Consider the following 23,964-nt stretch of genomic DNA (forward strand, 5'->3'; position numbering starts at 1 on the left):
AATGCCCCGCCCCTAAATGTAGCATCAATGGGGTCAGGAGGCCTTTACGCGAGCAGCACGTTTGGGCTAGCTACCCAAGCACTTCATTGCAATAGATCGCCTCTGGGCCAACACGCGCCACCATCGCAAAGGCTAAGCTCTCAGGCTCCGTAAAGACCTCGTTACAGAGCCGTTCGGCGACCTCTGCGGGTTGTTTTGCGGCTGGAGTATCGAAGCTTAGGGATTCCAAGCACTCAAAGAGCACGGTCTCATTAAGGGTTGTAAGGGGGCGCGAGAATACGCATAGAACGTCATCGGCCTGAAGCATCACCGAGGCCAGCTCAACGTCGACCATCGAATTAGAGCCGATAAAGGAGCTTCTTCGACTCTCGAATTCATCTGGACACTCCCTGGCATCGCCGACCTTGGCCACCTCGCTCTCAGGGGTATCGAAGAAGGGAAAGAGCTCGTTATTGCGAAAAAGATAAACGCTCCCGTACCCTACCCGCCCCGTAGCAAGCCGCCCCTCCTCAATCACAACTCCAAGCAGAGAGGCCGCCATGCGGCCTCCGGCGGCCAGCTTATGACCAAAGCCGTAGACCGAGGTATTCGCACTGCGAAAGGCATCTTCAAGCGCCTTAACAACTGTCCCCTCGTCCCCAGGTACGCGCTCCTCCCCGGCTGGCTGCGCATAGTGCGCCTCAACCCCGAGCATAAAGTAGTCGAGCGCTAGGCGGTATGCGACCTGACTTCCAACGCTCTCACGCACCGCTGCTGAGCCTGCAAAAACCATCTGAGCAGGTTGTAAGGATGGATTAAAGGCCACGAAAGATGAGCCGTCATGCGCAGCATTTGCTCCTCGGTAGAGGTGGCAATCCAAACGGGTTAACGCCATAACCTAGCCTTCTTCATACTAGAAACTGTGTCATAGCAGAATCGCTGTTGCAAGCATGCAATCCGTGCTCCAATAGGCTCTACATGGATCTACCCCAAAATGCTATTTCGCTATGTAGTACGTACTTGCTAATGGCTTTATATTAAAGCTAAAACAGGTCGTGCCCCTAAATCAGATAAGGAACGCTATGAGACTAATCCTCGCCACCCTAATCGCAGTAACCGTGTTCACTACGGCTCTTACAGGCTGTTCCAAGGGATCAGACCAGCAACCTAGCGCCGCCAAGTCTCAAGGGCTGACCCTTCTCCAAGACCCGCTCCTCAAGAAACTGCCCCCCTCTACCGCCATCTTCTCTATCTTCGATGCCTCTGGAGCTGCCTACCAAGGTGTAAAAAAAACTCCTTGGATGAAAGCCACCGGAACTGGCTCGCTCCAGCAGGTAATCGATCAAATAAAGAGCTCCGGTGCTAGCGAGAGCTCGCTTAAGACCGTGCAGGCCCTCTACGAAACAGTTCAGAAGCTTGGTCTGCTCTCTGCCACTGGAGAGAGCACCGTTGATACCGTAATGAGCAGGTCAGTGGGCTTTTTTGCCCTTGCACCGCAGGATGAAGTGCCGGTAGAGGCCGGCCTATACCTGACGGCAGCCCCTGGTGTTTCCCTTAAAAGCAAACTACAGCTCCTTGAACAGGCGCTTGGCGAGATGGATCTCCTCGTATCAGCTCAGAAGATCGGGGGAGTTGATGGCCTCGTTGCAAAGATTCCTGGAGTTCCTGAGGCGATGACCGCGAGGGCTGCTATCTATGTTGCAGCAACAGACTCACTGATGGCGATCTCATCGTCAAAGAGCGGCGCTGAGTCGCTCTTCTCTTCGGCTGAAACCGATACGCTACAAAACATGCAACGCTCTCCGGAGTTTCAGAAGGCAGCAACTGCCGTTAACTCCGCTGTTCCCTGTATGTCGTTTACATTTATGGACCTCAAGAAAATATCTGCCCTTGCTGAGACTATGGGTCTACCAGCAGCCGGCCCTAGCGGAGTGCGGGAGTTCGAGCCGAAAGACATCCCTATCGATGCCATCGCTATGCAGCAGGGGTTTGGAACTCAGTTAATTACAGCAATAAGCGCTAGCGTCTCAGGACGCACCGATACGCAGACTAAGGTTCTGCAAGCGCTTGAGGGTAGCTCGCTCCCTCTAAGCATGGCACGCCTGCCATCAGACACCGCAATAGCTTTTGCCTTTGATACCAAGTTCATCTCGAAGCTTGAAGATGTGGTCAAATCGTTCTCTCCAGACAAGGCGGCCGAGGCTGCCGCTGCATTCCAGCAGGCCAAGCCTCTGCAGGGCATTACCTTTGGACTTAAGAACGGCGATGGTAGCTCACCGATTCCAGATCTATTTGTAGTTATTGAGGCAACTAATCGTGATGCCCTCGGCTCTATGGCTGAGGGGCTTATGGGTCAGGGGATGGCGGGAGCGACCGGCCAATCAGCAATGCAGTGGTCAGCAAAGGAGATCGAGGGTGTTCCAACTAAATTTATCAATACGATGTTCGGAGCTGGCGTCTATCTAGGCTCTCCTAAAGGTTCCAACTCGCTCCTTATCAGCTCCTCAGAGCGCGCTATCAAGGAGCTTATAGCCGCCTCAAGTGGGGCGCGGCCTGGCATCGCTGCTAGCCTTTCAGCCCCCCTTAAGGCAAACCTTGCACCGCAAAAATTAATCTCGTATTACGCTAACCTGCCGCAGCTAGGAAGCCTCCTCGATTCAGCCAAGAGTAGCCTCGCCATGTTTACAGGGGGCTCCGCAGAGCTCGATCAGGCGCTCGATTCTACCCGTCTAAAGAAGCTTGGCTTGATAACGGGCAGCGTCTCCTATGCAAATGGGCTCTTTTTGCTCGAGTCCGTAATGGATGGGCCCCAGGGAGCGCGCTAGCCGCACACTACCCATATATCTCGAAGCCCTACGGAGAGCTCGGTCATCTTAAGGATTGATTACGTAGCCATCTTTTTGGGGAAGATATATGAAGACCATGGCCCAGGTACTTGAAATTGCTAGCAGACTTGATCATCTAGGTACATGTGCCGAGTGGATAGCTCGTGAAAGCGTGCATACCGATAACTCCGTTTCACAAACCGGTACCCTGATCTCGGTTCTAGCAGAGGATATTCGTGATAGGATCACAGCCCTTGTTTCGGATCTTGAGCAGATCGCAGAGCTAGAGAGCTCTCACTAATCAGCTCGCAAAAAAACTAACCTAATATCAGCTCCTTACAAGAGAACCTGAAGCATCTTTCAATTCCAGCCTGATAGGTATATGTAGCCACACTGTGGCTCTTACCTAAGGGTTGTATGAATCAAGTAGCTGTTAAATACCGGTACGAATATAGCGCAGATAATTGCGCACAACGCCCTGCCAGACCGCAGCTAGCGGTTATTAATGGGGGCCTCGCCTCATCAACTCAGCGCGAGATCTTTCTACTCGGTGCTATTCTTGCAACTCTTCAGATCTTAGACGGAATTCTAACAGCTATCGGCATGGCATCATTCGGTACCGGCATGGAGGGTAATGTACTACTGCGCACCCTTATGCAAACTATAGGTTATCTTCCAGCCCTTATCCTAGTTAAGGGATTCTCACTCGGTATGGTCACCATGCTGTGCTGGCAGGCTCACAACGTTTATTGGATTAAAACCGCATTGCGGGGGGTTATCGCGATCTATATTGCGTTTGCCGTCGCTCCGTGGAGCTACATCCTGACCCTTGAATTCCTATTATAAGCGCTGGATCGTTACCAACCTGCGGCGTATGCTTTACTAAGCGAGCAACTTCGCTTGCGGCCAATAATTGGTGAGGGACATTTAATGCGCATTACTAAGTGGGGAGAGTGCGGAATTCTATGTTCGCTATACCTCGCACAACACTATAAGGAAGGCTCTATTGGAGCGGCTGAGATCGCAAAGAGCCAGGGTTTAGATCTACAGTACACTCAACAGATCTTACAACGGCTGCGCAAGGGCGCAATTATCGACAGCATGCGCGGTCCGCACGGCGGCTACAGCCTAGTGCGTCCCCCTGAGGAGATAACCTTAAAAGATATCCTCTATGCAGCAGAGGGCGATACCTTTCAAATTATCTGCGACTACGCCCCTATTCACCCAACTACAGAGAGCCCCGGTTGTTGCTCAACCCAGGAAAACTGCAGCCTACATACGGTATGGCAGGAGCTGCGCAGCGCAATAGACACGCTACTTGAACAGAGAACGCTTGCTTATCTGATGAAGTTAAAATCTCCCCAGAGCGCTCTAATTCAACTTAGCGGCCGGCAGGAAGGCGTACTTAAATAAGCGCGCCTCACCCATGCGGCGGATCTCGATTGAGGCCTCATTCTCACGGGCTAAGAGCTGTATGAAGGTGCTAAACTGATCGGGCCGTTTAATTAAGTAGCCATTAGCCGCTACGATAATGTCCGAATTCTCTAGCCCAAGAAGCGCATAGGGGCTGCCTGGCTTAAGATCAAAGATCCGGTACTCGTAGCTCTCGCGCGAAGAGACCGTGGCATACACCGGCACAAGGCGCACGGGAAACTCGGCTGATCGCACCAGTGCGCTATCAAAGTCCCTGCGCTGAATAGAATACGAGACCTCTTTACGCATCGGCGCTACCGGCCTGATATCGTCGATAAACTTGGGCGCCTGTGGTGCGCGCGAGCTACAGGCGATACATGCCACGAGAAGAACCATCAGCGCTGTCTTAATCATAATCTTATGCCCCTAAGCTGAAATATCACAAAACTGCTCCACCGACGAACGTTCCATACGATGATAGCGGGAACGCTCCGCAAGCACTATCGAATAGATCGCCTCGTATGTCTGGTCTAGCTCGTTATTAACTACCAGATAATCGATCTTACCTGTGTCACCCCCTAAGCTAAGCAAGGCCCCGTATTCACCCTTGGCCGTTGCAAAGCGCCTCTCTAGTTCGAGCGGATCAACGGTACCGCGCCCCTGCAAACGTTTCTGAAGGTCCGCAAAGGTGGGTGGAATAATGAAAATTGTGACGGTATTTTGCGGAAAGTTTTGCTTGAAATTCAACGCGCCCCGAATATCGATCTGAAAGAGGAGATCTTTGCCGGCATTAATACCATCTTCAAGGCTAGCGCGTAGAGTGCCGTAAAGGTTACCGTGATTCTCCTCCCACTCAAAGAACTCGCCCTTTGTGCGGCGCTCGATAAACTCCTCACGAGACATAAAGTGATAGCTCTTGCCCTGCACCTCGCTGGCTCGTGGGGCACGGGTTGTTGCGGAGATCGAATACTGCATCGTCTCAGGATTCTCTTTAATCAGCCTTCCACAAAAGGTTGACTTACCGGAACCGGTTGGTCCCATTAAAACAAAAAGTATCCCCTTTCTAATTAACTGTCGCTGCATAGTCTTACTCTACGTTTTGAACCTGCTCTCTAATTCGCTCTAACGCAACCTTGGCATCAACAACGAAGCCCTGGACCCGCGCATCCTGCGCCTTTGAGGCGACCGTATTTAGCTCCCGCCCGATCTCTTGGGTCATAAAGTCTAGCTTTCGTCCGATTCCATCGAGATGCCCCTTAAGGGTCGCCCTAAACTGCGCAAGGTGAATATCAAGGCGCGCAAGCTCCTCACTTACATCCACCCGCTCAGCTAATAACGCCACCTCAAGCGCTAGCCGCTCCGGATCGAGTCTAAGATCAGAAGCTACTACTTTAAGCCGCTCCTCCATCCTCTCTTTAATCCTAGTCGGAGCACCCTCCATAATAACTCCGATCTCGCTCCGTAACGACTCTATCGTAGAGAGTCGCTGCACGATATCAGAGACCAAGCCGAGCCCCTCGGTCTCGCGCATTACAACAAGCGCCTCACTCGCCTCAGAGATAATTCGTAACAGGTTAAATGTTTCATCTTGGGATAGAAGATCGCTATCCTCACCCGCCATACCGTCTCGCAGAACCAGTTCACCGATAAAGTCAGCCAAGCTATCGCCGTGCGCTCCGTAGCGCTTACAAGCTGCTGAATAGCGCTTTACAGCGCTATCGAAGGGGAGAGAAAACTCAATCCCAGATCCGTTCCCAACATCCTTACTGCGTCGAGTAACGGAGATCTCAATACGTCCACGTCTATGCTGTTGTTGAAAGATAGCTTTAACGTCCCGCTCGATCGCCGAGTAGTGTCTGGGAGCCTTAAAGATAATCTCCAGATAGCGCTGGTTTACGGACTTAACCTCGATATCGATCTCGAGCGTTTCAGCTCCAAATGAAACGCGCGCGAAGCCGGTCATACTCTTTACTGATACCTTTACGGCGGCGGCATTCATTAGATGGCTCCAAATCGTGAAACTTCGTTGCGCAACCGCTCGATATCAATTGCCACTGTGCCGACCTCAGAGACAACGATACCGGCTGCGATATTTGCTAGCACACCCGCAATAACCGGCGATGCTCCGGTAGCTAGCGCGGCACAGAATACGGCCGTGACGGTATCCCCTGCCCCGCTCACGTCGAAGACCTCTTGCGCCATAGTCTCAAGATGAACCCCGGCTTGACCTCCGGCCTGTTGGACTATCATACCGTCCTCGCCGAGCGTAATTACCATCATCTCAGAGTTCCAGCGCTCCATCAAAATATCTGCGGCCTTAAAGGCATCCTCAACGCTTGAGATACTACGACCGGAGGCGATCTCAGCCTCCTTGCGATTCGGCTTTGCAACACTCATACGACGATAGTTATCGTAGTTACGGGGATGCGGATCAACGAAGAGCGGCCTGACTGATAGCCCAAGTCTGTGCTGCTCATAAGCACGGTGAAGCGTTGCGAGCACATGAGAAGAAACGGTGCCCTTGCCGTAATCGGAGAGGATTACGGCCTTTGCTCCATCTATTGAGCTCTCAATAGCTGCTGAAATTCGCTCATTTACCTGCGGGGACTCGCCGTTACACCTCTCTCGATCGATACGCACAATCTGTTGTGTGTGAGCTATAACGCGGGTCTTAAGTACGGTCGGTCGCGAGTCATCAACTATAACTCCTCTAACGTCCGCTCCGATCTCGGCGAAGAGCCGCAGCATGGCTTGCGCATCCTCATCACTTCCAACGATTCCGCAGACGGTAGGCTTTGCCCCGATGGTAGCGAGGTTTCTAACCACGTTGCCCGCACCGCCGAGTCGGTCCTCGGTTCTCTGTACCTCAACCACCGGCACCGGGGCCTCGGGCGAGATGCGCTCTACCTTACCCCAGATATATCTATCCAGGATCAGGTCACCCACCACCAGTATGGGGGTAGAGACGATACGATCGAGGGTCGCTAGTAGATCTTTCTTATTTCCGAGCATATAGGAGGTTATAGCAAGGGAGGCTCGTAGATGCTACCGAGCTTAATGACGGTGACCGGTTACAGCGTTAGGGCCGCTTTTCGCTTATAACATCCCCGATCCGCTGCAGAACGCTCTCTGGGCTAATCAGCCTCATACAGACCTTATTGAGCCCCGGACAGGTGCGGCGCTTGCATGGGGAGCACCCTACTAATGATGAGAGCGAGAGCTCCTCGCTCCCCCGTGGAGCGTTCCTAATCATCGGGGTCGGCCCGAAAAGGGTTATATGGCGTGTACCGACGGCTCCGCAGATATGCGCCGGACCGGAATCGGGGCCAACACATACCCGCGCACCCTGCAGCACACCAACTAACTCCTTAAGGGTAGTTTTTCCTGCAAGATTAACGATCTTGAGTGCAGTCGCACTAGCCTCAAGCCGCGCTGCCATCTCCACCTTGGAGCGGTCCCCCAATAGAACAACGCTGCGCAGGCCCTCTGCCTCAAGCGCGCCCAGCAGCCCTGCATAACCCTCCTCTGGCCAATCCTTAGAATCCCATGAGGAGCCCAACACTAGGCCAAGGTAGGGTTCTGAGAGCTCCCCTTTCCAATCTGCAGTGATATTTGCCAGGGTGATATGTTCCAGTCCGCTTGAAAGCTGTTCCGGAACAGGGATACCGAGTACGCCTAGAAATTTCAGGTAGTGCTCGACCTTCGGGATACTTTCGGCGCTCTCAGCAATAAATTCGGTATTAAAGAGCCAGTTGCACTCCTTCGTATCCTTTGGATTAAACCCTACCCTTCTTTTAGCGCCAGAGAGCCACGAGAATATTCCGCTCTTTAAATGACGTTGCAGATCAAGGGTTACGTCGAAATGCTCCCTTCTGAGCTCGCGTCTGAGATTAAGTACCCCTGCAAGCCCCCTACTCCTCTCAAACACAACTACTCGATCTATCCTGGGATGGAGCCTAACGATACCGGCGCAGGCCGGCTCCACAAGCCAGGTGATTGAACATTCACTCCATGCGGCTTTGCAAGCATCTACAAGAGCTAGCCCCCGCACGACATCGCCCAACGATCCCATCAGAACGATAAGAACGTTACGGGGAGCCTGTGCGGCTGTCGCTCTAGTCATCGTAACTCCTCATGGTCAGCGACATTAGCTCAGTAAGCAGTGGCGATAATCCGTGCTTAATAACCGCCCGTCTCCAACGGGTCAGGTATAGATCGCGCAATTGATGCTGTGTGCCGCTAAAAACTCGGGCCTTATCGAAGTCAATGATAAAGACAGCCCCTGCTTCGTTTACCAGAACGTTACCCGGATGTAGATCTACGTGGAGGATATTGTTCTTAATAAGGGTCAGGAGCTGTACTGAGAGCTTCTTCATCGCATCTTGCAAGCCGTCTGAATCCTGCGCACTAAGCTCAACGAGCGATTTAGTGTTTGGGATCTCCTCCATGATTAGCCAGGTGCTGTACACGAAAGATCCGCAGGTCACATACACATAGGGCTTAGGCGCATTAACCCCCACTGCGCGTACGCGCTCTAACATCTCAAACTCTGCGCGCGATCTGATCGGACCAACGCAGAGAAAGCGTCCCCTTGTTATCGAGCGCAGCAGTCCGCCGTGTGCATAGCGCTTTACAAAAACACGTCCGTAATGCGGGAGCTCATGTGCTCCGGTCTGCCCACGCCCACCGAGCACCTCTTTGGGCAGATATTCGAGACCTCTCAGCACTAACTGAACGATCTTAGTTGCGACCGGATCCGGCATCGCGGTTAAACTCGCTACACTGTATGGTCCACGTATCGCCTCAACGAACGTTAACTCCTCCTGACTAGCCCCGATCATATTTTGCATAGCCATCTCACTACTCAACGACATGTAATCTCTCCCTCAATACAGCACCCTTACTTAATCCCATTAAAGCAAGTGCTGCTGATAATACCTCACCTCCAGGCACACCCGTCATACATGCGTTCGTTCCGGTTGGACAGCGCCTTGAGCCGTGCCTACGACACGGCTTACAGAATAGATCCTGTTTTTCAAGGATCGTCGCGCGGTTTTTCCATGGACCGAAACCAAACTTGGGCGAGGTTGCACAGAACACTACAACACTTGGGACCTGTTGAGCAGAGGCTAGATGCAGCGTCATACTGTCGTTGCATACAAGGCAGCCTGCTCGCCGTATAAGTGCGGTCAGCTCCTCTAGCGAGCTTTCTCCGCATAGGTTTATAACTGAGAGGCCCTCTGCAATCTCAAGGCATCGCTTTCGATCGCTCTCAGCCCCGCTTAAAACAACCCGAATGCCGCGCGCAATAAACCCCTCTGCAACCTCTCTAAACCCCTCAGCGTACCAACGCTTGGTCTCCCAGGCGCTGCCCGGTGCAAGCACCACATAGGGGGTTACATCGTGATAGATCTCGCGTACCCGTTGTGATACCCGCGCTTCATCCTGCGCTGGAAGCCTTAGCGTAGCGAAGCTCGATACGTGCGCGGGCCCCATGCGCGCCTCCTTATCAACCTGCGCTTGAATTGATGATATAAGATCGGCTCGTACCAGCTCCAGGTTACGGATAACCTCGTGCTGCTTGGGTGTCTTGGTAACCCGTCTGGTGTAGAGAAAACTTAGCCACGCTCCGCTGTAGCCGACGCGCTCTGGAATTCTAGCCAAAAACAACATCAGCGCCGTTCTGGGAGAATTATGAAACGAGTAGACCCGATCGAAACGCCGCTCCTTAAGACGTGCTGCAAAACGCTTTAGCCCGCTCCAGCCAGCACCCTCAACGGTTCGATCTAGCACGATAGTTTCATCGACGTATGGATCGCGCTGCACAAATTCAGCTAATTTATCTGAACAGAGAACTGAGATACGCACCTCGGGGTCGCTCAACTTGAGCGCCTCAATAGTGGGCGTCAGCAGTAGTATATCGCCAAGAAATCCCTTTGGAATTAAGAGAATATTACTCGCCACGCTATATCCTGATTACGCTGCTACCTGTTGCTCATCTAGCACCACAAGGCGCGATGGCCGCTTTGATTCTGTCGCCAACTGCCCACACGCCGCCCCGATATCAGCCCCCTTTGACCAGCGAATAAAGGTCTGCAGCCCCTGTGAGTTAAGATAACGCTGCCAAGCGAAGACCCACTCACGGCTTGGCGAAAGATATCCGAGTCCGGCGTTCTCGTTGTACGGAATAAGGTTCACCTTGACCGGCAATCCGCGCATTAACTTGGCGAGTCGCTTCATATCGTCGTTGGTATCGTTCACACCGCCGAGCATCACGTACTCAATCGTGACCTTCTTGCGTGGCCCAACTGGGAAGTCCTTTACTGCGGCCAACAACTCACTAATCGGGAATCGGTGATTAATCGGCATGATCCGTGAACGCACCTCATCGGTTGTTGCGTTGAGCGATACCGCCAAACTGACCGAGACTCCACTAGCTGCCAACTTTCTAATGGCCGGAACGAGCCCAACCGTTGATACCGTAACCTTGCGTGGAGACATGCCGTATCCGAGCGGGTCGGTCAGGTTACGCACAGCGCGGGTTACTCCATCGAAGTTATGCAGCGGCTCTCCCATGCCCATAAATACGATATTCTGGAACGAATCTCCGTAGTTCTTGGCATCCTCAAGAACTCCGTTCACCTGCCGCAGGATCTCTGAGGTCGAGAGGCTCCGTTTAAGCCCCATCGTGCCGGTGCGACAAAAGGTACACGCCATCGCGCACCCTACCTGAGAAGATAAACACAAGGTCATGCGATTCGGTTGCTTTATCATAACCGACTCGACCAGATCTCCCCCCTCTACCTCAAAGAGGTACTTACGGGTTCCATCCGAGCTAATCTGGCGATCATGTATCCGCGCCTTAGGAAAAACGAACACCTGCGAGAGACGCTCACGCAACTCACGACTAATGTTAGTCATCTCTTGAATGTCGGTAACTCCTTTACGATATACCCACTCAAAGAGCTGTGTAGCGCGAAACTTAGTGGCTCCGAACTCCAGATCGAGGAGCTCCACCAGCTCGGCATAGCTATAGTTAAAGAAATCCTTTAGCTCGGATTTAGTTGGCTCGGATGTAATGGTTGGTTCCGACACAATAGCTGATTCCAACACGATCGTTTCCTTTGTTACGCAAAGAGAGACTAACTAAGCTCGGGAAAGAAAAGCTTAATCTCAGTTGCTGCGTTCTCAAGGCTATCTGAACCGTGCACTGCATTTGCAGCTATGCTCTCAGCATAAAGATTACGGATAGTTCCAGCATCGGCCTTCTTAGGATCCGTAGCACCCATCAGCTTTCTATTTAGGTTAACAGCGTCCTCACCCTCAAGTATCGATACGAGCACCCGACCGGAGCACATATAGTCGATCAGCTCTCCGTAGAAAGGCCGCTCCTTGTGAATAATATAGAACTCTCCGGACTGCTCCGGGGTTAGGGTCATCATCTTCGCCGTAACGATAGTAAGGCCAGCCTCCTCAAAATGGGCAAGGATCTTACCAACGAGGTTACGGGCAGTTGCATCTGGTTTGATGATAGAGAGGGTACGTTGCATTGACATGGTCTTATTACCTATTACGTTTGCGGGAGATGCGCTCCTAGCGAGATACGCGGAGCGGCCCGACTACTATAAACGGGACCCGCATCTAACTCAAGTCAGGGGAGTTTTTAGAATCAATGCAACTATTTACCTGGCCAGACCGTGTCCGTTAGCCCCTATCAAGGGGCACTCTAGGCTACCTGGAGAGCCCCTGCAGCCGCTTTCTCTCGCGATGCTTTGCCTCAAGTGCCTTGCTGACCACCTTTGGAACCATATTTGAAACATCCCCGCCCAGCATGGCGACCTGTTTAACGACCGTAGAGCTGATGTAGGAGTGCTCCTCCCGCGCGGTAAGAAAGAAGGTCTCTATACCTGGGGCAAGCTTGCGATTAACGAGCGCCATCTGTGCTTCGTAATCGAAGTCTGAGATAGCCCTTAGGCCACGGATAACCACCCGACTTGCTGTGCTCTGTACGAACTCTACGAGCAATCCCGAGAAGCTTACAACCGAGACCCTGCCCTTATACTTGACGAACTGCTTGGTAATCAGCGCTACCCGCTCCTGCTCTGTAAAAAGGGAGTCCTTGGAGGGGTTAAAGAGAACGGCCACTATAACCTTGCTAAAGATCTCGCTTGAGCGCTCGATTATATCAACATGTCCGTTGGTTAACGGATCGAAGGATCCGGGAAAGACCACTGTAGAAATATCTGCTGAAATAGCAGTAGCACGCGCTGAATCTTTTCGACTATTAGATTTTGCCATGACCCCTCTGATTGACTATGGTAAATAGTAAGTATTCTTTAAATATATGAAAAGGTCTAACGACATGGAGTTATCACGCTTAGCGGCGAAACAGAAGCGCTACATGGATGTTCTGCTCTTTACAGAGAGTGAGGTGCTAGATTCCTCCATAAAACCTAATCTTCTCAAGGTACTGGCTAAGTATAAAGGTGCCCTTGCCAACTGCTGGAAGGAGCAAAAGATAACCGAGCAGGACATCTTTGTGCTTGGCTCACTAGAGCGAGAGCTCGATGCCCTGTATAATCAGGCCCACCTGAGGTCAAACGTTACCTAAGAGCCCCTATGACAGATATACGCCCCCCTACTACCATTCAAACAAGAGAGCGCCGACCACTTCGGGATAACTGGATCGCCATGACCTTCATGGCTACTCTTTTAATCGCCTCGGGATCAACCGCCACCGTTGTTGGCTATAAAATTAAACTTGCCGACCGTGACAGAAAGTCACAACTGCTCAATGCATATTCGGCGCTAGGTGGATCGTTTGAAAAGTCAAAGAGCTTGGGCACTACGCTCTATAATCAGGCTCTAACGAGCGATCAGAATATCTTTGCAACTACCTATGAGGTTAACGAACGTGCGCGCACCTTTGGACTCTACCAGGTTCTTGAAACCACCCCGCCGCAGGTATTAGAAACAGCGCTGCAAGGACTGTGGAAGATCAACGCAACTGAGTCTGCAAAAAGCTCCCGTGATGCCTGGCGTGCTCTGCAAGAGGGCCGCGCCGCTAAACATACGGGGGTCGATCCAACTGCCGCACGCTTTGCACGACAGTACGACCGTCACCTAGCACGGGATACAGAGCTAAAGCTCTTTAAGTTTCTAGTTGATAACCGTGTGACGATTGCTCCGTCACAGACCAAGTAGCAAGCTGTATTACTTGCTTTTCTTTGCTACTGGAGCCTTCTTTACTGCAGTGCCAGTTGTTTTTGTAGCTACTTTTGTAGCTGTCTTTGCAGTCGGCTTATAAGCTGCCTGCTTGCTCTTGTGAGGACGCGCATTGCCGTACGATGCGCTGAAGGTCTTTCCTCGACGAGTGCTCTTATCTCCCCTACCCATAAAAACTCCACTACTTTAGATATACATTATAATTGATCTAGCGCCAGTATTGGGCGCCATAGCTCTAAACTTAGTAATAGTTATACTATATAACTATCGCCACGTCGAATAGGTTCTCATATGGAACCATAAGGTGGCATCATCGTACCAAAATACAACATTATGACGCACCCCTCCCCAGCTTTTCCAACTCCAACCGAGATCAGACGAAACGCAACCTCAGGCCTGACAATCACCTGGCTAGACGGAGCCGTTACTACCTTAAGTAGCGAGCTGTTACGCCGCGAGTGCCCCTGTGCGGCCTGCAGAGAGGTGCGCGGCGATACGACACATACCAAACCGCTGACGGGCAAGAAGCGCTCTCTTGCTATCATTGATAGTAGTCTTGAGGAGGAGTTAAAGCTGCAAGAGATCTGGGGGATTGGCCAATACGCGCTAGGGATACGTTGGGGTGATGGTCACGAGACCGGTATCTATCCCTTCAATCTACTGTTGGAACTAGGACAACGCTAGTATTTAGATATCGCTAGATTATCTAAGCTTAGCCTGGGCCACGACCACGCACCTCAACTAGGCGCTTAACGATACGCCCCTTTGAGAGATCGTATGGTGAGATCTCAACTATGACCTTATCACCAGGCAGAACGCGGATGTAGAACTTACGCATCTTGCCAGCAAGGTGCGCTAGCACCTCGTGCCCATTATCACACTGCACACGAAATGCGTTGGGAAAGCACTCCTTAACAACTCCGTTCAACTCGATTGCGTCCTTTGATGCCATGCGACCTATGACCTTTACATCTGTACTTGACAGTTAAAATGCACGCCGTAGCGCACCTGTCGTTTGAGTGAGAGTACCCCTGCTTGAAATCTTATGCAACTCGCTGAAAAGATGCGATCTAGCTACCCAACAAAGGGGCCAATCCGGCGGAACTTCTCGTAACGTTGGGCTACAAGGTCCTTAACCGTTAATTTCGAGAGTGGATCGAGGTTTCTAACCAGGGCGGCCCGTAGTATTTCAGCCGCCTCCTTGTGGTTGCTATGCGCTCCACCGCTTGGCTCAGGAACTATCTCATCTATCAGGTTAAGCCGTTTAAGGTCCTGTGCTGTAACGTTCAGGGCCTCTGCTGCCAGGGATGCCTGCTCAGTAGAGACCTCTGCCTTACCAGCCGAGTGCCAGAGGATCGATGCACAACCCTCAGGGGTAATAACGGAATAGCACGCATTCTCAAGCATCAGGATACGGTCGGAAACTCCGAGTGCCAGCGCTCCGCCGCTGCCCCCCTCTCCGATTACGACGCTTATAATTGGAACTGTAAGCTCAGAGAGTTCGGCTAAATTACGGGCGATCGCTTCAGCCTGGCCACGCTCTTCGGCCTCAAGGCCTGGGAAAGCACCCTGCGTATCGATAAAGGTGAACAGGGGTAAACCGAACTTCTCAGCCATCCGGAAGAGCCTGAGAGCCTTACGATACCCCTCAGGATTAGCCATGCCGAAGTTTCGTTTCAGCCGCTCTGCGGTAGTGCGTCCCCGTTGGTGTCCGATAATCATGATCGGAACCTCTCCCAGACGGGCGGTCCCGCCTACTATAGCTGGGTCGTCCCTAAAGAGTCTGTCACCGTGCAGTTCGATAAAATCAGAAAATATGAATTTGATATAATCGAGGGTAAATGGTCGATCGAAGTGTCTAGAGAGCTGTACCCGCTGATATGGGGTCAACTTGCTGTAGATCTCCTTTCTTATCTTTGAGACCTTAGTCTCAAGCGCTGCGTACTCGGCTCGCCGCGACTGGTTACCGCTGGCTAACTCATCCTTTAAACGCTCAAGTTGATACTCAAGCTCTACCAATGGTCGTTCAAAATCGAGCGGATGTTCAATCGGACTCATGCGTGTACACCTTTAACGATAACAGATCTTCCAAGGTCGGATCATTCCACAACTAGGCGCTACTGGTCAAACCCAACATGCGGGGCATAACACATTAAAGTTATGATATATCTTGCGGTTAATCATGCACCTCAGAGCGCCACTGCGCACAAAAGAGATCTACGCAGCAGCTACTATTGCAGGGGGCTCGTCACCATGTTGCTTATATTATAACTCTTTTGCGCTAAATTCTCGCGACTGGGGATGCCAGGTTGGCGTTTTCTCTGGATACTCAACCTAAAGAGCGCCTGATTAAAGTCTACGTCCTTTGTGCCGAAGTCTTTTAAATGCCGCTAGAGCTTTGAGATCCGGCAAACCACGGCTATTCTGCATCCCGGTAATCGAGCGAAAGAGATCCTGATTAAACTTATCATTCTCTGTGCAGAAATCCTTTAATGCCGCTAGAGCTTCGAGATCCGGCATACCACAGCTACGCTGCATCCCGGTAATGGCGCGAAAGAGATCCTGATTAAACGTATCATTCTCTATGCAGAAACCCTTTAATTCGTATAGATCTGAGAGATTTGGGATACCACGGCCAGCCTGCATCCCGGTAATTGAGCGAAAGAGATCCTGGTTAAACGTATCATTCTCTGTGCAGAAATCCTTTAATTCCCCTAGAGCTTTGAGATCCGGCATGCCACAGACATTCTGCATCCCGGTAATAGAGCGAAAGAGATCCTGATTAAACGTATCATTCTCTGAGCAGAAACCCTTTAATGCGGCTAGATCTGAGAGCTTCGGCATACCTCTGCCAGCCTGCATCCCGGTAATCGAGCGAAAGAGATCCTGGTTAAACTCTTCATTCTCTATGCAAAAATCCTTTAATGCCGCTAGAGCTTCGAGATCCGGCACGCCGCAGCGATTCTGCATCCCGGTAATTGAGCGAAAAAGACCCTGATTAAACTCTTCATTCTCTATGCAGAAATCTTTTAATGCCTGTAAATCTTTGAGATCCGGAACTCTACGGCCAGATTGCATCCCGGTAATGGAGCGAAAGAGATCCTGGTTAAACTCCTCATTCTCTATGCAAAAATCCTTTAATGCCGCTAGAGCTGAAAGCTTCGGCACGCCACAGCCATTCTGCATCCCAGTAATGGAGCGAAAGAGCTCCTGATTAAACGTATAATTCTCTATGCAGAAACCCTTTAATGCCGCTAGAGCTTTGAGATCCGGCACACCCTGGCTATTCTGCATCCCGGTAATCGAGCGAAAGAGATCCTGATTAAACTTATCATTCTCTATGCAGAAACCCTTTAATGCCGCTAGAGCTGAGAGATTCGGCATACCACAGCCACGCTGCATCCCGGTAATCGAGCGAAAGAGATCCTGATTAAACGTATCATTCTCTGTGCAGAAATCCTTTAATGGCGCCAGAGCTGAGAGTTTCGGCATACCACACCCACTCTGCATCCCGGTAATGGAGCTAAAGAGGGCCTGATTAAACTTGTTATCCTCTGTGCAGAAATCCTTTAATACCCCTAGAGCTTTGAGATCCGGAACTCCACGGCCATTCTGCATCCCGGTAATCGAGCTAAAGAGGCCCTGATTAAACTTGTTATCCTCTATGCAGAAATCCTTTAATGCCCAAAGATCTTTGAGATTCGGCACGCCATAGCCATTCTGCATCCCGGTAATGGAGCGAAAGAGATCCTGATTAAACTTATTATCCTCTATGCAGAAATCCTTTAATACCCCTAGAGCTTTGAGATCCGGCACGCCACAGCCAGCCTGCATCCCGGTAATCGAGCGAAAGAGCTTTTGATTTAACTCTCCTGTATCCTTGGAGCACCACGCCACTAGTTCTTCGACCTCTCTCCTGTCCGGTATCCCTAGATTAGCGTACATGCTAGAGATCGATGTCCGTAGTGGGTGTTCAGCATACCACTCTATCAGCTCCCAACTTGCTGCCTGTAGTTGATTCAGGCGTGATGAACTGTTTACAATCGCAGTTATACTGGTGGATTTTCCGGCGCGGTAAAAGATAAAGAAGCTCTTGCACAATACCTCACTTAAGAACTGCTCTTTATCGGCTTCATTATCTATGCTCGAAGCTACCTTTCTGATTCGATCTAGAAGCTTGGTGAGAGGACGATCGCTAATCTTAATAGACTCCTTATAGAAGGTATCCTCTAGCTTCTTCGTAAATTTTTCTTCGATCCTACTGCTCACAAGATACCCCTATAGTTGCCGTAACATTTATCTTATCTACGCAGCAGTTTGCTTGTAGTATAACGCTTTTAACCGCTTCAACTCCTCGAAACTGGGGATGCCCAGTTTGTGTTTTCTCTGGATACTCCACCTAAAGAGAGCCTGATTAAAGTCTATGCCCTTTGTGCCGAAATCTTTTAACTGCCGCTAGAGCTGAGAACTTCGGCATACCACAGCCAGCCTGCATCCCAGTAATGGAGCGAAAGAGATCGTGATTAAACTTATCATTCTCTGTGCAGAAATCCTTTAATGCCGCTAGATCTGAGAGCTTCGGCATACCACAGCCATTCTGCATCCCGGTAATGGAGCGAAATAGTGCCTGATTAAACGTATCATCCTCTATGCAGAAACCCTTTAATACCGCTAGAGCTTCGAGATCCGGTATGCCATAGCCATTCTGCATCCCAGTAATGGAGCGAAAGAGGGCCTGATTAAACTTTTCATCCTCTATACAGAAACCCTTTAATGCCGCTAGCGCTGAGAGCTCCGGTACGCCGTAGCCATTCTGCATCCCAGTAATGGAACGAAATAGACCCTGATTAAACTTTTCATCCTCTATGCAGAAACCCTTTAATGCCTTTAGAGCTGCGAGATCCGGCACGCCGTAGCCACCCTGCATCCCGGTAATAGAGCGAAAGAGATCCTGATTAAACTCTTCATTCTCTACGCAGAAATCCTTTAATTCCCCTAGAGATTTGAGATCCGGCACTCCACTGCCATTCTGCATCCCGGTAATCGAGCGAAAGAGAACCTGATTAAACTCTCTATTTTCTATGCAGAAATCCTTTAATGCCCCTAGAGATTCAAGATCCGGCACACCACAGCCAGCCTGCATCCCGGTAATAGAGCGAAAGAGATCCTGATTAAACTTTTCATTCTCTATGCAGAAATCCTTTAATGCCCCTAGAGATTTTAGATCCGGCACGCCACAGCCAGCCTGCATCCCTGTAATAGAGCGAAAGAGATCCTGATTAAACTTTTCATCCTCTATGCAGAAATCTTTTAATGCCCCTAGAGATTTGAGATCCGGCACGCCACAGCCAGCCTGCATCCCGGTAATAGAGCTAAAGAGTGCCTGATTAAACTTTTCATCCTCTATGCAGAAATCCTTTAATGCCCCTAGAGATTTTAGATCCGGCACACCACAGCCAGCCTGCATCCCGGTAATAGAGCGAAAGAGCTTTTGATTTAACTCAGCTGTATCCTTTGAACACCACGCCACTAGTTTTTCGACCTCTCTCCTGTCCGGCATGCCTAGATTAGCGTACATGCTAGAGATTGATGCCCGTAGTGGGTGTTCTGCATACCACTCTATCAGCTCCCAACTTGCTGCCTGTAGTTGATTCAGGCGTGTTGTACTGTTTACAAGCGCCGTTATACTGGTGGATTTTCCGGCGCGGTAAAAACTAAAGAAGCTCTTGCACAGTATATCACTTAAGAACTGCTCTTTATCGGCTTCATTATCTATGCTCGAAGCTACCTTTCTGATTCGATCGAGAAGTATAGCGAGCGGACGATCGCTAATCTTAATAGACTCCTTGTAGAAGGAATCCTCTAGCTTCTTCGTAAATTTTTCTTCGATCCTACTGCTCACAAGAGATACCCCTATAGCTGCCGTAACAATTATCTTATCTACGCAGCAGTTTGCTCGTAGTATAACGCTTTTAAGTGCTTGAACTCCTCTAAACTGGGGATGCCCAGTTTGTGTTGTCTCTGGACACTCCACCTAAAGAGCTCCTGATTAAACTCTCCATCCTCTGTGCAGAAATCCTTTAATGCCCCTATAGCTTTAAGATCCGGCACACCACGGCTATTCTGCATCCCGGTAATGGAGCTAAAGAGGGCCTGATTAAAGTCTTCGCCCTCTGTGCAGAAATCCTTTAATGCAGCTAGAGCTTTGAGATTCGGAACGCCCTTGCCACGCTGCATACCGCAAATGGAGCGAAAGAGAGCCTGATTAAACTCTTCATTCTTTGTGCAGAAATCCTTGAATGCCGATAGCTCTTTCAGATCTGGTACGCCACAGCTAGCCTGCATCCCGGTAATGGAGCGAAAGAGATCCTGATTAAACTCTTTATTCTTTGTGCAGAAATCCTTTAATGCCGATAGATCTTCGAGATCTGGCACGCCATAGCCATTCTGCATCCCGGTAATCGCGCGAAAGAAATCCTGATTAAACTGTCTATTCTCTGTGCAGAAATCCTTTAATGCCTCTAAATCTTCGAGATCCGGCACGCCACAGCCATACTGCATCCCGGTAATTGAGCTAAATAGTGCCTGATTAAACTTTTCATTCTCTGTGCAGAAACCCTTTAATGCCTCTAGATCTAAGAGCTTCGGCATACCACAGCCACCCTGCATCCCGGTAATCGAGCTAAAGAGGGCCTGATTAAACTTATCATTCTCTGTACAGAAATCCTTTAATGCCGTTAGCTCTGAGAGCATCGGTACACCACACCGACACTGCATCCCAGTAATCGAGCTAAAGAGGGTCTGATTAAACTTTTCATCCTCTATGCAAAAATCTTTTAATGCCGTAAGAGCTGAAAGATTCGGCATACCACGGCCAGCCTGCATCCCGGTAATGGAGCGAAAAAGATCCTGATTAAACGTATCATTCTTTGCGCAGGAATCCTTTAATGCCCCTAGAGATTTGAGATCCGGGATGCCACAGCCAGCCTGCATGCCGGTAATAGAGCGAAAGAGATCCTGATTAAACGTATCATTCTCTATGCAGAAATCTTTTAATGCCCCTAGAGCTTTGAGATCCGGCGAGCCACTGCCAGCCTGCATCCCGGTAATGGAGCTAAAGAGCTTTTCATTAAGCTTACCTTTATCGTCTGAACACCACGCTACTAGTTCTTCGACCTCTCTCCTGTCCGGCATCCCTAGATTATTATACATGCTAGATATTGATGCCCGTAGGGGGTGTTCTGCATACCACTCTATAAGCTTCCAACTTGATGCCTGTAGTTCCTTCAGATCTGTGGCGCTTTTTAGAAGTGTCGTTATACTAGAAGATTTGCCGGCGCGGTAAAAGCTAAAGAAGCTCTTGCACAATACCTCACTTAAGAACTGCTCTTTATCGGCTTCGTTATCTATGCTCGAAGCTACCTTTTTGATTTGATTTAGAAGCTTGGCGAGCGGAAGATCGCTAATCTTAATAGACTCCTTATAGAAGGGATCCTCTAGCTTTCTGGTAAATTTTTCTTCAGTCCTACTGCTCACAAGACACCCATCTATAGCTGTTATGTATAGATGATCGTCCTTACCCATTCCTTAGTCAAAATCGTAATAAAGGTGTTCGAATTAGTTGGAATTAGTTTCCGCAGAAACGATATACCAAACCTCTGTCCGCTCCAGAGGCTCCTCTAGCCGCTGCTTAACAGCCTGCTCTAAGGCAGCTGGCGTTAGGGCAAAGGTGCGAAAGCTCTTTATGCGTGACTGTGCGCGGGCAGGAAAGGATTCAAATCCAGTTACCTCCTGTGCCAGCTCCTGAGGACCCGGTCTTACTAGCCAGCCCCGTTTAAGCGGCTCATTACGCCAGTAGGTCATCTGCCTCTTGGCGAACCGTCTAGTATGCAGCGATATCTCAGCAGCAAGGTTCTTAAGCTCAAGTTTCCCCTTAAGTAGATCGCAGGCCTGTTTATAACCAAGGGTATTCAGAGCTGACACCTCTCCATAGCGCTCAAGAAGATTGCGGCTCTCCTCAACTAGCCCCCCCTCTACCATCAACGCAGAGCGCGCCTCGATCCGTTTATACAGCTCATCACGGGGTCGACAGATTACAAGCACCAGTGAAACGACCTCCACTGGCGCAAAGTTATGCTGTGCAAATAGCTCGCTCGGCTTTTTGCCCGTTACCCGCACGATCTCAAGTGCTCGCGAAACGCGTTGAAGATCCCCTGGATTAAGACGCTCTGCAGTTTGCGGATCCGCTACTGAAAGCTCGGCATACCTCCCCTCTGGACTAAGCATAGCGATCGCCTCTCGGATCTCTACAGGAGTTGCCGGAACATCCGCCAACCCATGCAGCAGAACCGTCAGATACATCCCAGAACCCCCAACTAATAGCGGGATCTTACCACGGGCTGAGATGTTACTAATCGCATCAAGCGCCGCAGCTCTAAAAAGCGCCACGTTGACCGGCGTCGTGGGCTCAAAGATATCGAGCAGATGGTGCGAGACCCCGCCCCGCTCACGCTCTGTTAGCTTTGCCGAGCCTATATCGAACCCCTTGTAGAGCTGCACCGAATCAACGTTAACTACCTCTGCAGCAAGGGCGCGTGCAAGCGATATCGAGAGCGCACTTTTACCAGCAGCGGTTGGTCCACACACCGCGACGGTCTTGTAGGGGATAGTCATGAGCTAACGGTCCCTTCCGAACCACCGCTCTACGCCATCACGACTAAATTCTGTCACCACCGGCCTGCCGTGCGGACAGGCCGCGGAAAGTTCTGCATCATCTAACTGCACAAAGAGCGCATACGCCTCTGGACGCGACATCGTATCACCTGAGCGAACGCTGGCGTGACAGGCGATACGGGCCACCATATGATCGATCCGCTCCTCAAGCCGCTCACGCCACCCAGCGATAACCGGCTCAACTGCGAACTCCTTAATCAGACTCGCTGGACGAAGGTGTGAAATTATTCCCGGCACTCCACACACCCGAACGGTATCACTAGAGAGCTGCTCTACCTCAAACGCGAGGGCCTTAAGCGCATCCTCCTGCTCCATAATCACCGTAACCTGCTCCTCTGTAAGCTGCACAACCTCCGGAATAAGGAGCTTCTGTACCTGCAGGGTGTGCTCTGCTCGTGCGCGTCGGATCTTATTATAATTGACCCGCTCATGTGCCGCGTGCATATCAAGCACTACCAGTTTGTCGTTTAATTCGCAGATCAGATAACACTCAAGCACCTGCCCGACGTAGCGCATGTCAGAGAAACGAAACGGCCCCGTATTATGAGGGCTGCTATAACGGTTTGGATTTGCGTAGCCCTCTGGCGCTTCAAGCTTAAAGAAGGAGGGTTGCCTCTGTACTGGCTGCCCAGAAGCTAGTAAGGAGCGTGGTGGGTCAGGAAAAACCTCCCTTACCATGTCCTCAAGCGAACGCGGGGCCTCAAACACTAGCGGCTGCGGTGACCCTACAACTGCTCCCTGATAGATCAACACAGGGGGCGTAGCCATGTTACCCACAGTAGCGGCAGCAAACGACATCGGTTGACGAATACCCCGCACCGCAGCCAGCACCGCCCCACGAACCACAGCAAAGATCTGGTTAGGATGCCTGAAACGGACCTCACTTTTCTGCGGGTGCACGTTTACATCGACGTCCTCCGCTAGAAGAGCGAGCGAGATATATCCGACCGGGAACTCACGGTCCTTTAACATCGAGTCGTAGCCCTCACGCACCGCCCTAACAACCAATTTGTCAGAGACGAGTCGTCCATTAATAAGGATGCTAAGTCCAGTTGAATCAGCTAGCGCCTGCCCAGGATGGCCGACCATACCGGTTACCGAGATGCCACCCTCTTCGAGCGCTACCGGCATAAGGTCCCCAGCGCACACCTGCGCTCCCCGTTCAGCGATGCTCCTAGCCCGTGCTAAGTTCAGCACCTCATCTCCATCCGATATCAATCGGTATCGTACGTCGAACCGTCCTAAACTTGACTGCATTAGCCAGGTGCGAATACGGGCCAGCTCAGCACGGGGCGACTTTAGAAACTTTCTGCGTGCAGGTGTATTAAAAAATAGGTGCTCAACCTCGATCTCGGTCCCCTCGTTCCAAGCGCAACTCTGCACATCTATGAGCTTTCCACCCCTGAATGTAATCGAGGTTCCAACCTCTGCCTCACGGCTCCTAGTTATAAGCTTGACCTTAGAGACGGCGGCGATAGAGGCGAGCGCCTCACCGCGAAATCCGAGCGTTGCCAGGTTAAGCAGATCCTCGATTGCAGAGACCTTCGAGGTGGCGTGTCGCTCAAACGCGAGGATGGCCTCATCACGGGTCATACCGCAGCCATCATCACGCACACGCATGCGGCTGTGACCTCCAGCCTCTAAGGTTACGCAGATATCCTTAGCGCCAGCATCAGCGGCATTATCTACCAGCTCGCGCACAACCGATGATGGACGCTCGACCACCTCGCCCGCTGCGATCTGATTAATTACCGTATCTGAAAGAACTTTAATCTTCATCTGCTAGGAT

26 protein-coding genes are annotated in these 23,964 nt (G+C 50.9%); 7 read left to right on the forward strand and 19 right to left on the reverse strand.

The annotated features are described in order from the left end of the window. Nucleotides 1-70 precede the first annotated feature (70 nt). The gene (locus NTV65_08135) at nucleotides 71-874 is read right to left on the reverse strand and encodes a hypothetical protein (GenBank protein ID MCX6115164.1); all 804 of its coding nucleotides are present in this window, start codon (nucleotides 872-874) and stop codon (nucleotides 71-73) included. Between the two features lie 187 nt (nucleotides 875-1,061). On the opposite strand from NTV65_08135, the gene NTV65_08140 reads away from it, so the two are divergent. From NTV65_08140 to NTV65_08155, 4 genes are all read left to right on the forward strand, one after another. After that, nucleotides 1,062-2,804, forward strand: coding sequence for a hypothetical protein (locus NTV65_08140; protein MCX6115165.1), 1,743 nt, complete (start codon nucleotides 1,062-1,064; stop codon nucleotides 2,802-2,804). A gap of 88 nt (nucleotides 2,805-2,892) precedes the next feature. Next, nucleotides 2,893-3,105 (forward strand): hypothetical protein, encoded by a 213-nt coding sequence (locus NTV65_08145; protein ID MCX6115166.1) that lies wholly within the window; start codon nucleotides 2,893-2,895, stop codon nucleotides 3,103-3,105. A gap of 116 nt (nucleotides 3,106-3,221) precedes the next feature. After that, entirely contained in the window at nucleotides 3,222-3,650 is a 429-nt protein-coding gene (locus NTV65_08150; protein MCX6115167.1) for a DUF5658 family protein, read from the forward strand. A gap of 84 nt (nucleotides 3,651-3,734) precedes the next feature. Then, nucleotides 3,735-4,217 carry an Rrf2 family transcriptional regulator gene (locus tag NTV65_08155; protein MCX6115168.1) on the forward strand — a complete coding sequence of 161 codons (483 nt, stop codon included), beginning with the start codon at nucleotides 3,735-3,737 and terminating at the stop codon, nucleotides 4,215-4,217. Here NTV65_08155 and NTV65_08160 read toward each other — a convergent pair. From NTV65_08160 to coaD, 10 genes are all read right to left on the reverse strand, one after another. Further along, nucleotides 4,176-4,631, reverse strand: coding sequence for a hypothetical protein (locus NTV65_08160; GenBank protein ID MCX6115169.1), 456 nt, complete (start codon nucleotides 4,629-4,631; stop codon nucleotides 4,176-4,178). The genes NTV65_08155 and NTV65_08160 overlap by 42 nt on opposite strands. A gap of 12 nt (nucleotides 4,632-4,643) precedes the next feature. Beyond that, entirely contained in the window at nucleotides 4,644-5,300 is a 657-nt protein-coding gene (gene gmk, locus NTV65_08165) for a guanylate kinase (protein ID MCX6115170.1), read from the reverse strand. A gap of 4 nt (nucleotides 5,301-5,304) precedes the next feature. Next, on the reverse strand, nucleotides 5,305-6,216 hold the full coding sequence (locus tag NTV65_08170; GenBank protein ID MCX6115171.1) for a YicC family protein: 912 nt from the start codon (nucleotides 6,214-6,216) through the stop codon (nucleotides 5,305-5,307). Then, a complete protein-coding gene (locus NTV65_08175; GenBank protein ID MCX6115172.1) occupies nucleotides 6,216-7,229 on the reverse strand; it encodes a PfkB family carbohydrate kinase in 1,014 nt (337 codons plus the stop codon). The genes NTV65_08170 and NTV65_08175 overlap by 1 nt, the downstream gene beginning before the upstream one ends. Before the next feature lie 67 nt (nucleotides 7,230-7,296). Next, the gene (locus NTV65_08180) at nucleotides 7,297-8,340 is read right to left on the reverse strand and encodes a glycosyltransferase family 9 protein (GenBank protein MCX6115173.1); all 1,044 of its coding nucleotides are present in this window, start codon (nucleotides 8,338-8,340) and stop codon (nucleotides 7,297-7,299) included. Beyond that, the gene (locus NTV65_08185) at nucleotides 8,333-9,091 is read right to left on the reverse strand and encodes an AarF/UbiB family protein (GenBank protein MCX6115174.1); all 759 of its coding nucleotides are present in this window, start codon (nucleotides 9,089-9,091) and stop codon (nucleotides 8,333-8,335) included. Before NTV65_08185 ends, NTV65_08180 begins: the two co-directional genes overlap by 8 nt. Beyond that, complete coding sequence (locus NTV65_08190) at nucleotides 9,078-10,181, reverse strand: glycosyltransferase family 9 protein (protein MCX6115175.1); 1,104 nt, start codon at nucleotides 10,179-10,181, stop codon at nucleotides 9,078-9,080. Before NTV65_08190 ends, NTV65_08185 begins: the two co-directional genes overlap by 14 nt. Before the next feature lie 12 nt (nucleotides 10,182-10,193). Further along, nucleotides 10,194-11,312 carry a 23S rRNA (adenine(2503)-C(2))-methyltransferase RlmN gene (rlmN, locus tag NTV65_08195; protein MCX6115176.1) on the reverse strand — a complete coding sequence of 373 codons (1,119 nt, stop codon included), beginning with the start codon at nucleotides 11,310-11,312 and terminating at the stop codon, nucleotides 10,194-10,196. Nucleotides 11,313-11,359: 47 nt separating this feature from the next. Then, complete coding sequence (gene ndk / locus NTV65_08200) at nucleotides 11,360-11,773, reverse strand: nucleoside-diphosphate kinase (GenBank protein MCX6115177.1); 414 nt, start codon at nucleotides 11,771-11,773, stop codon at nucleotides 11,360-11,362. A gap of 175 nt (nucleotides 11,774-11,948) precedes the next feature. Next, nucleotides 11,949-12,515: a pantetheine-phosphate adenylyltransferase gene (gene coaD / locus NTV65_08205; GenBank protein ID MCX6115178.1), complete on the reverse strand. Its 567-nt coding sequence runs from the start codon at nucleotides 12,513-12,515 to the stop codon at nucleotides 11,949-11,951. Nucleotides 12,516-12,561: 46 nt separating this feature from the next. Here coaD and NTV65_08210 point away from each other — a divergent pair, with 46 nt between their 5' ends. Both NTV65_08210 and NTV65_08215 read left to right on the forward strand, forming a co-directional pair. After that, nucleotides 12,562-12,828, forward strand: a complete 267-nt coding sequence (locus NTV65_08210; protein MCX6115179.1) for a hypothetical protein — start codon at nucleotides 12,562-12,564, stop codon at nucleotides 12,826-12,828. Between the two features lie 8 nt (nucleotides 12,829-12,836). Beyond that, nucleotides 12,837-13,421: a hypothetical protein gene (locus tag NTV65_08215; protein MCX6115180.1), complete on the forward strand. Its 585-nt coding sequence runs from the start codon at nucleotides 12,837-12,839 to the stop codon at nucleotides 13,419-13,421. Nucleotides 13,422-13,430: 9 nt separating this feature from the next. Here NTV65_08215 and NTV65_08220 read toward each other — a convergent pair whose 3' ends face one another. After that, nucleotides 13,431-13,613 carry a 30S ribosomal protein THX gene (locus NTV65_08220; protein MCX6115181.1) on the reverse strand — a complete coding sequence of 61 codons (183 nt, stop codon included), beginning with the start codon at nucleotides 13,611-13,613 and terminating at the stop codon, nucleotides 13,431-13,433. A 162-nt stretch (nucleotides 13,614-13,775) separates the two neighbouring features. Between NTV65_08220 and NTV65_08225 the strand changes: the two genes are divergently transcribed. Further along, entirely contained in the window at nucleotides 13,776-14,126 is a 351-nt protein-coding gene (locus tag NTV65_08225; protein MCX6115182.1) for a DUF971 domain-containing protein, read from the forward strand. A gap of 28 nt (nucleotides 14,127-14,154) precedes the next feature. On the opposite strand, the gene infA is transcribed toward NTV65_08225, so the two are convergent. The 7 genes from infA to mutL form a co-directional block, all read right to left on the reverse strand. Then, entirely contained in the window at nucleotides 14,155-14,394 is a 240-nt protein-coding gene (gene infA, locus NTV65_08230; GenBank protein ID MCX6115183.1) for a translation initiation factor IF-1, read from the reverse strand. Nucleotides 14,395-14,516: 122 nt separating this feature from the next. Continuing rightward, a complete protein-coding gene (locus NTV65_08235; GenBank protein ID MCX6115184.1) occupies nucleotides 14,517-15,500 on the reverse strand; it encodes an acetyl-CoA carboxylase carboxyltransferase subunit alpha in 984 nt (327 codons plus the stop codon). A gap of 291 nt (nucleotides 15,501-15,791) precedes the next feature. Next, nucleotides 15,792-17,711, reverse strand: a complete 1,920-nt coding sequence (locus tag NTV65_08240) for a hypothetical protein (GenBank protein MCX6115185.1) — start codon at nucleotides 17,709-17,711, stop codon at nucleotides 15,792-15,794. Nucleotides 17,712-17,856: 145 nt separating this feature from the next. Then, entirely contained in the window at nucleotides 17,857-19,344 is a 1,488-nt protein-coding gene (locus NTV65_08245; protein ID MCX6115186.1) for a hypothetical protein, read from the reverse strand. A gap of 38 nt (nucleotides 19,345-19,382) precedes the next feature. Next, on the reverse strand, nucleotides 19,383-20,978 hold the full coding sequence (locus tag NTV65_08250) for a hypothetical protein (protein MCX6115187.1): 1,596 nt from the start codon (nucleotides 20,976-20,978) through the stop codon (nucleotides 19,383-19,385). A gap of 81 nt (nucleotides 20,979-21,059) precedes the next feature. Further along, nucleotides 21,060-22,115 carry a tRNA (adenosine(37)-N6)-dimethylallyltransferase MiaA gene (miaA, locus tag NTV65_08255; GenBank protein MCX6115188.1) on the reverse strand — a complete coding sequence of 352 codons (1,056 nt, stop codon included), beginning with the start codon at nucleotides 22,113-22,115 and terminating at the stop codon, nucleotides 21,060-21,062. 3 nt (nucleotides 22,116-22,118) lie between these two features. Further along, nucleotides 22,119-23,954 carry a DNA mismatch repair endonuclease MutL gene (gene mutL / locus NTV65_08260; protein MCX6115189.1) on the reverse strand — a complete coding sequence of 612 codons (1,836 nt, stop codon included), beginning with the start codon at nucleotides 23,952-23,954 and terminating at the stop codon, nucleotides 22,119-22,121. Between the last annotated feature and the right edge of the window lie 10 nt (nucleotides 23,955-23,964).

It is taken from the genome of Pseudomonadota bacterium (genome assembly GCA_026390555.1).
Classification (GTDB): Bacteria; Bdellovibrionota_C; UBA2361; order UBA2361; family OMII01; genus OMII01.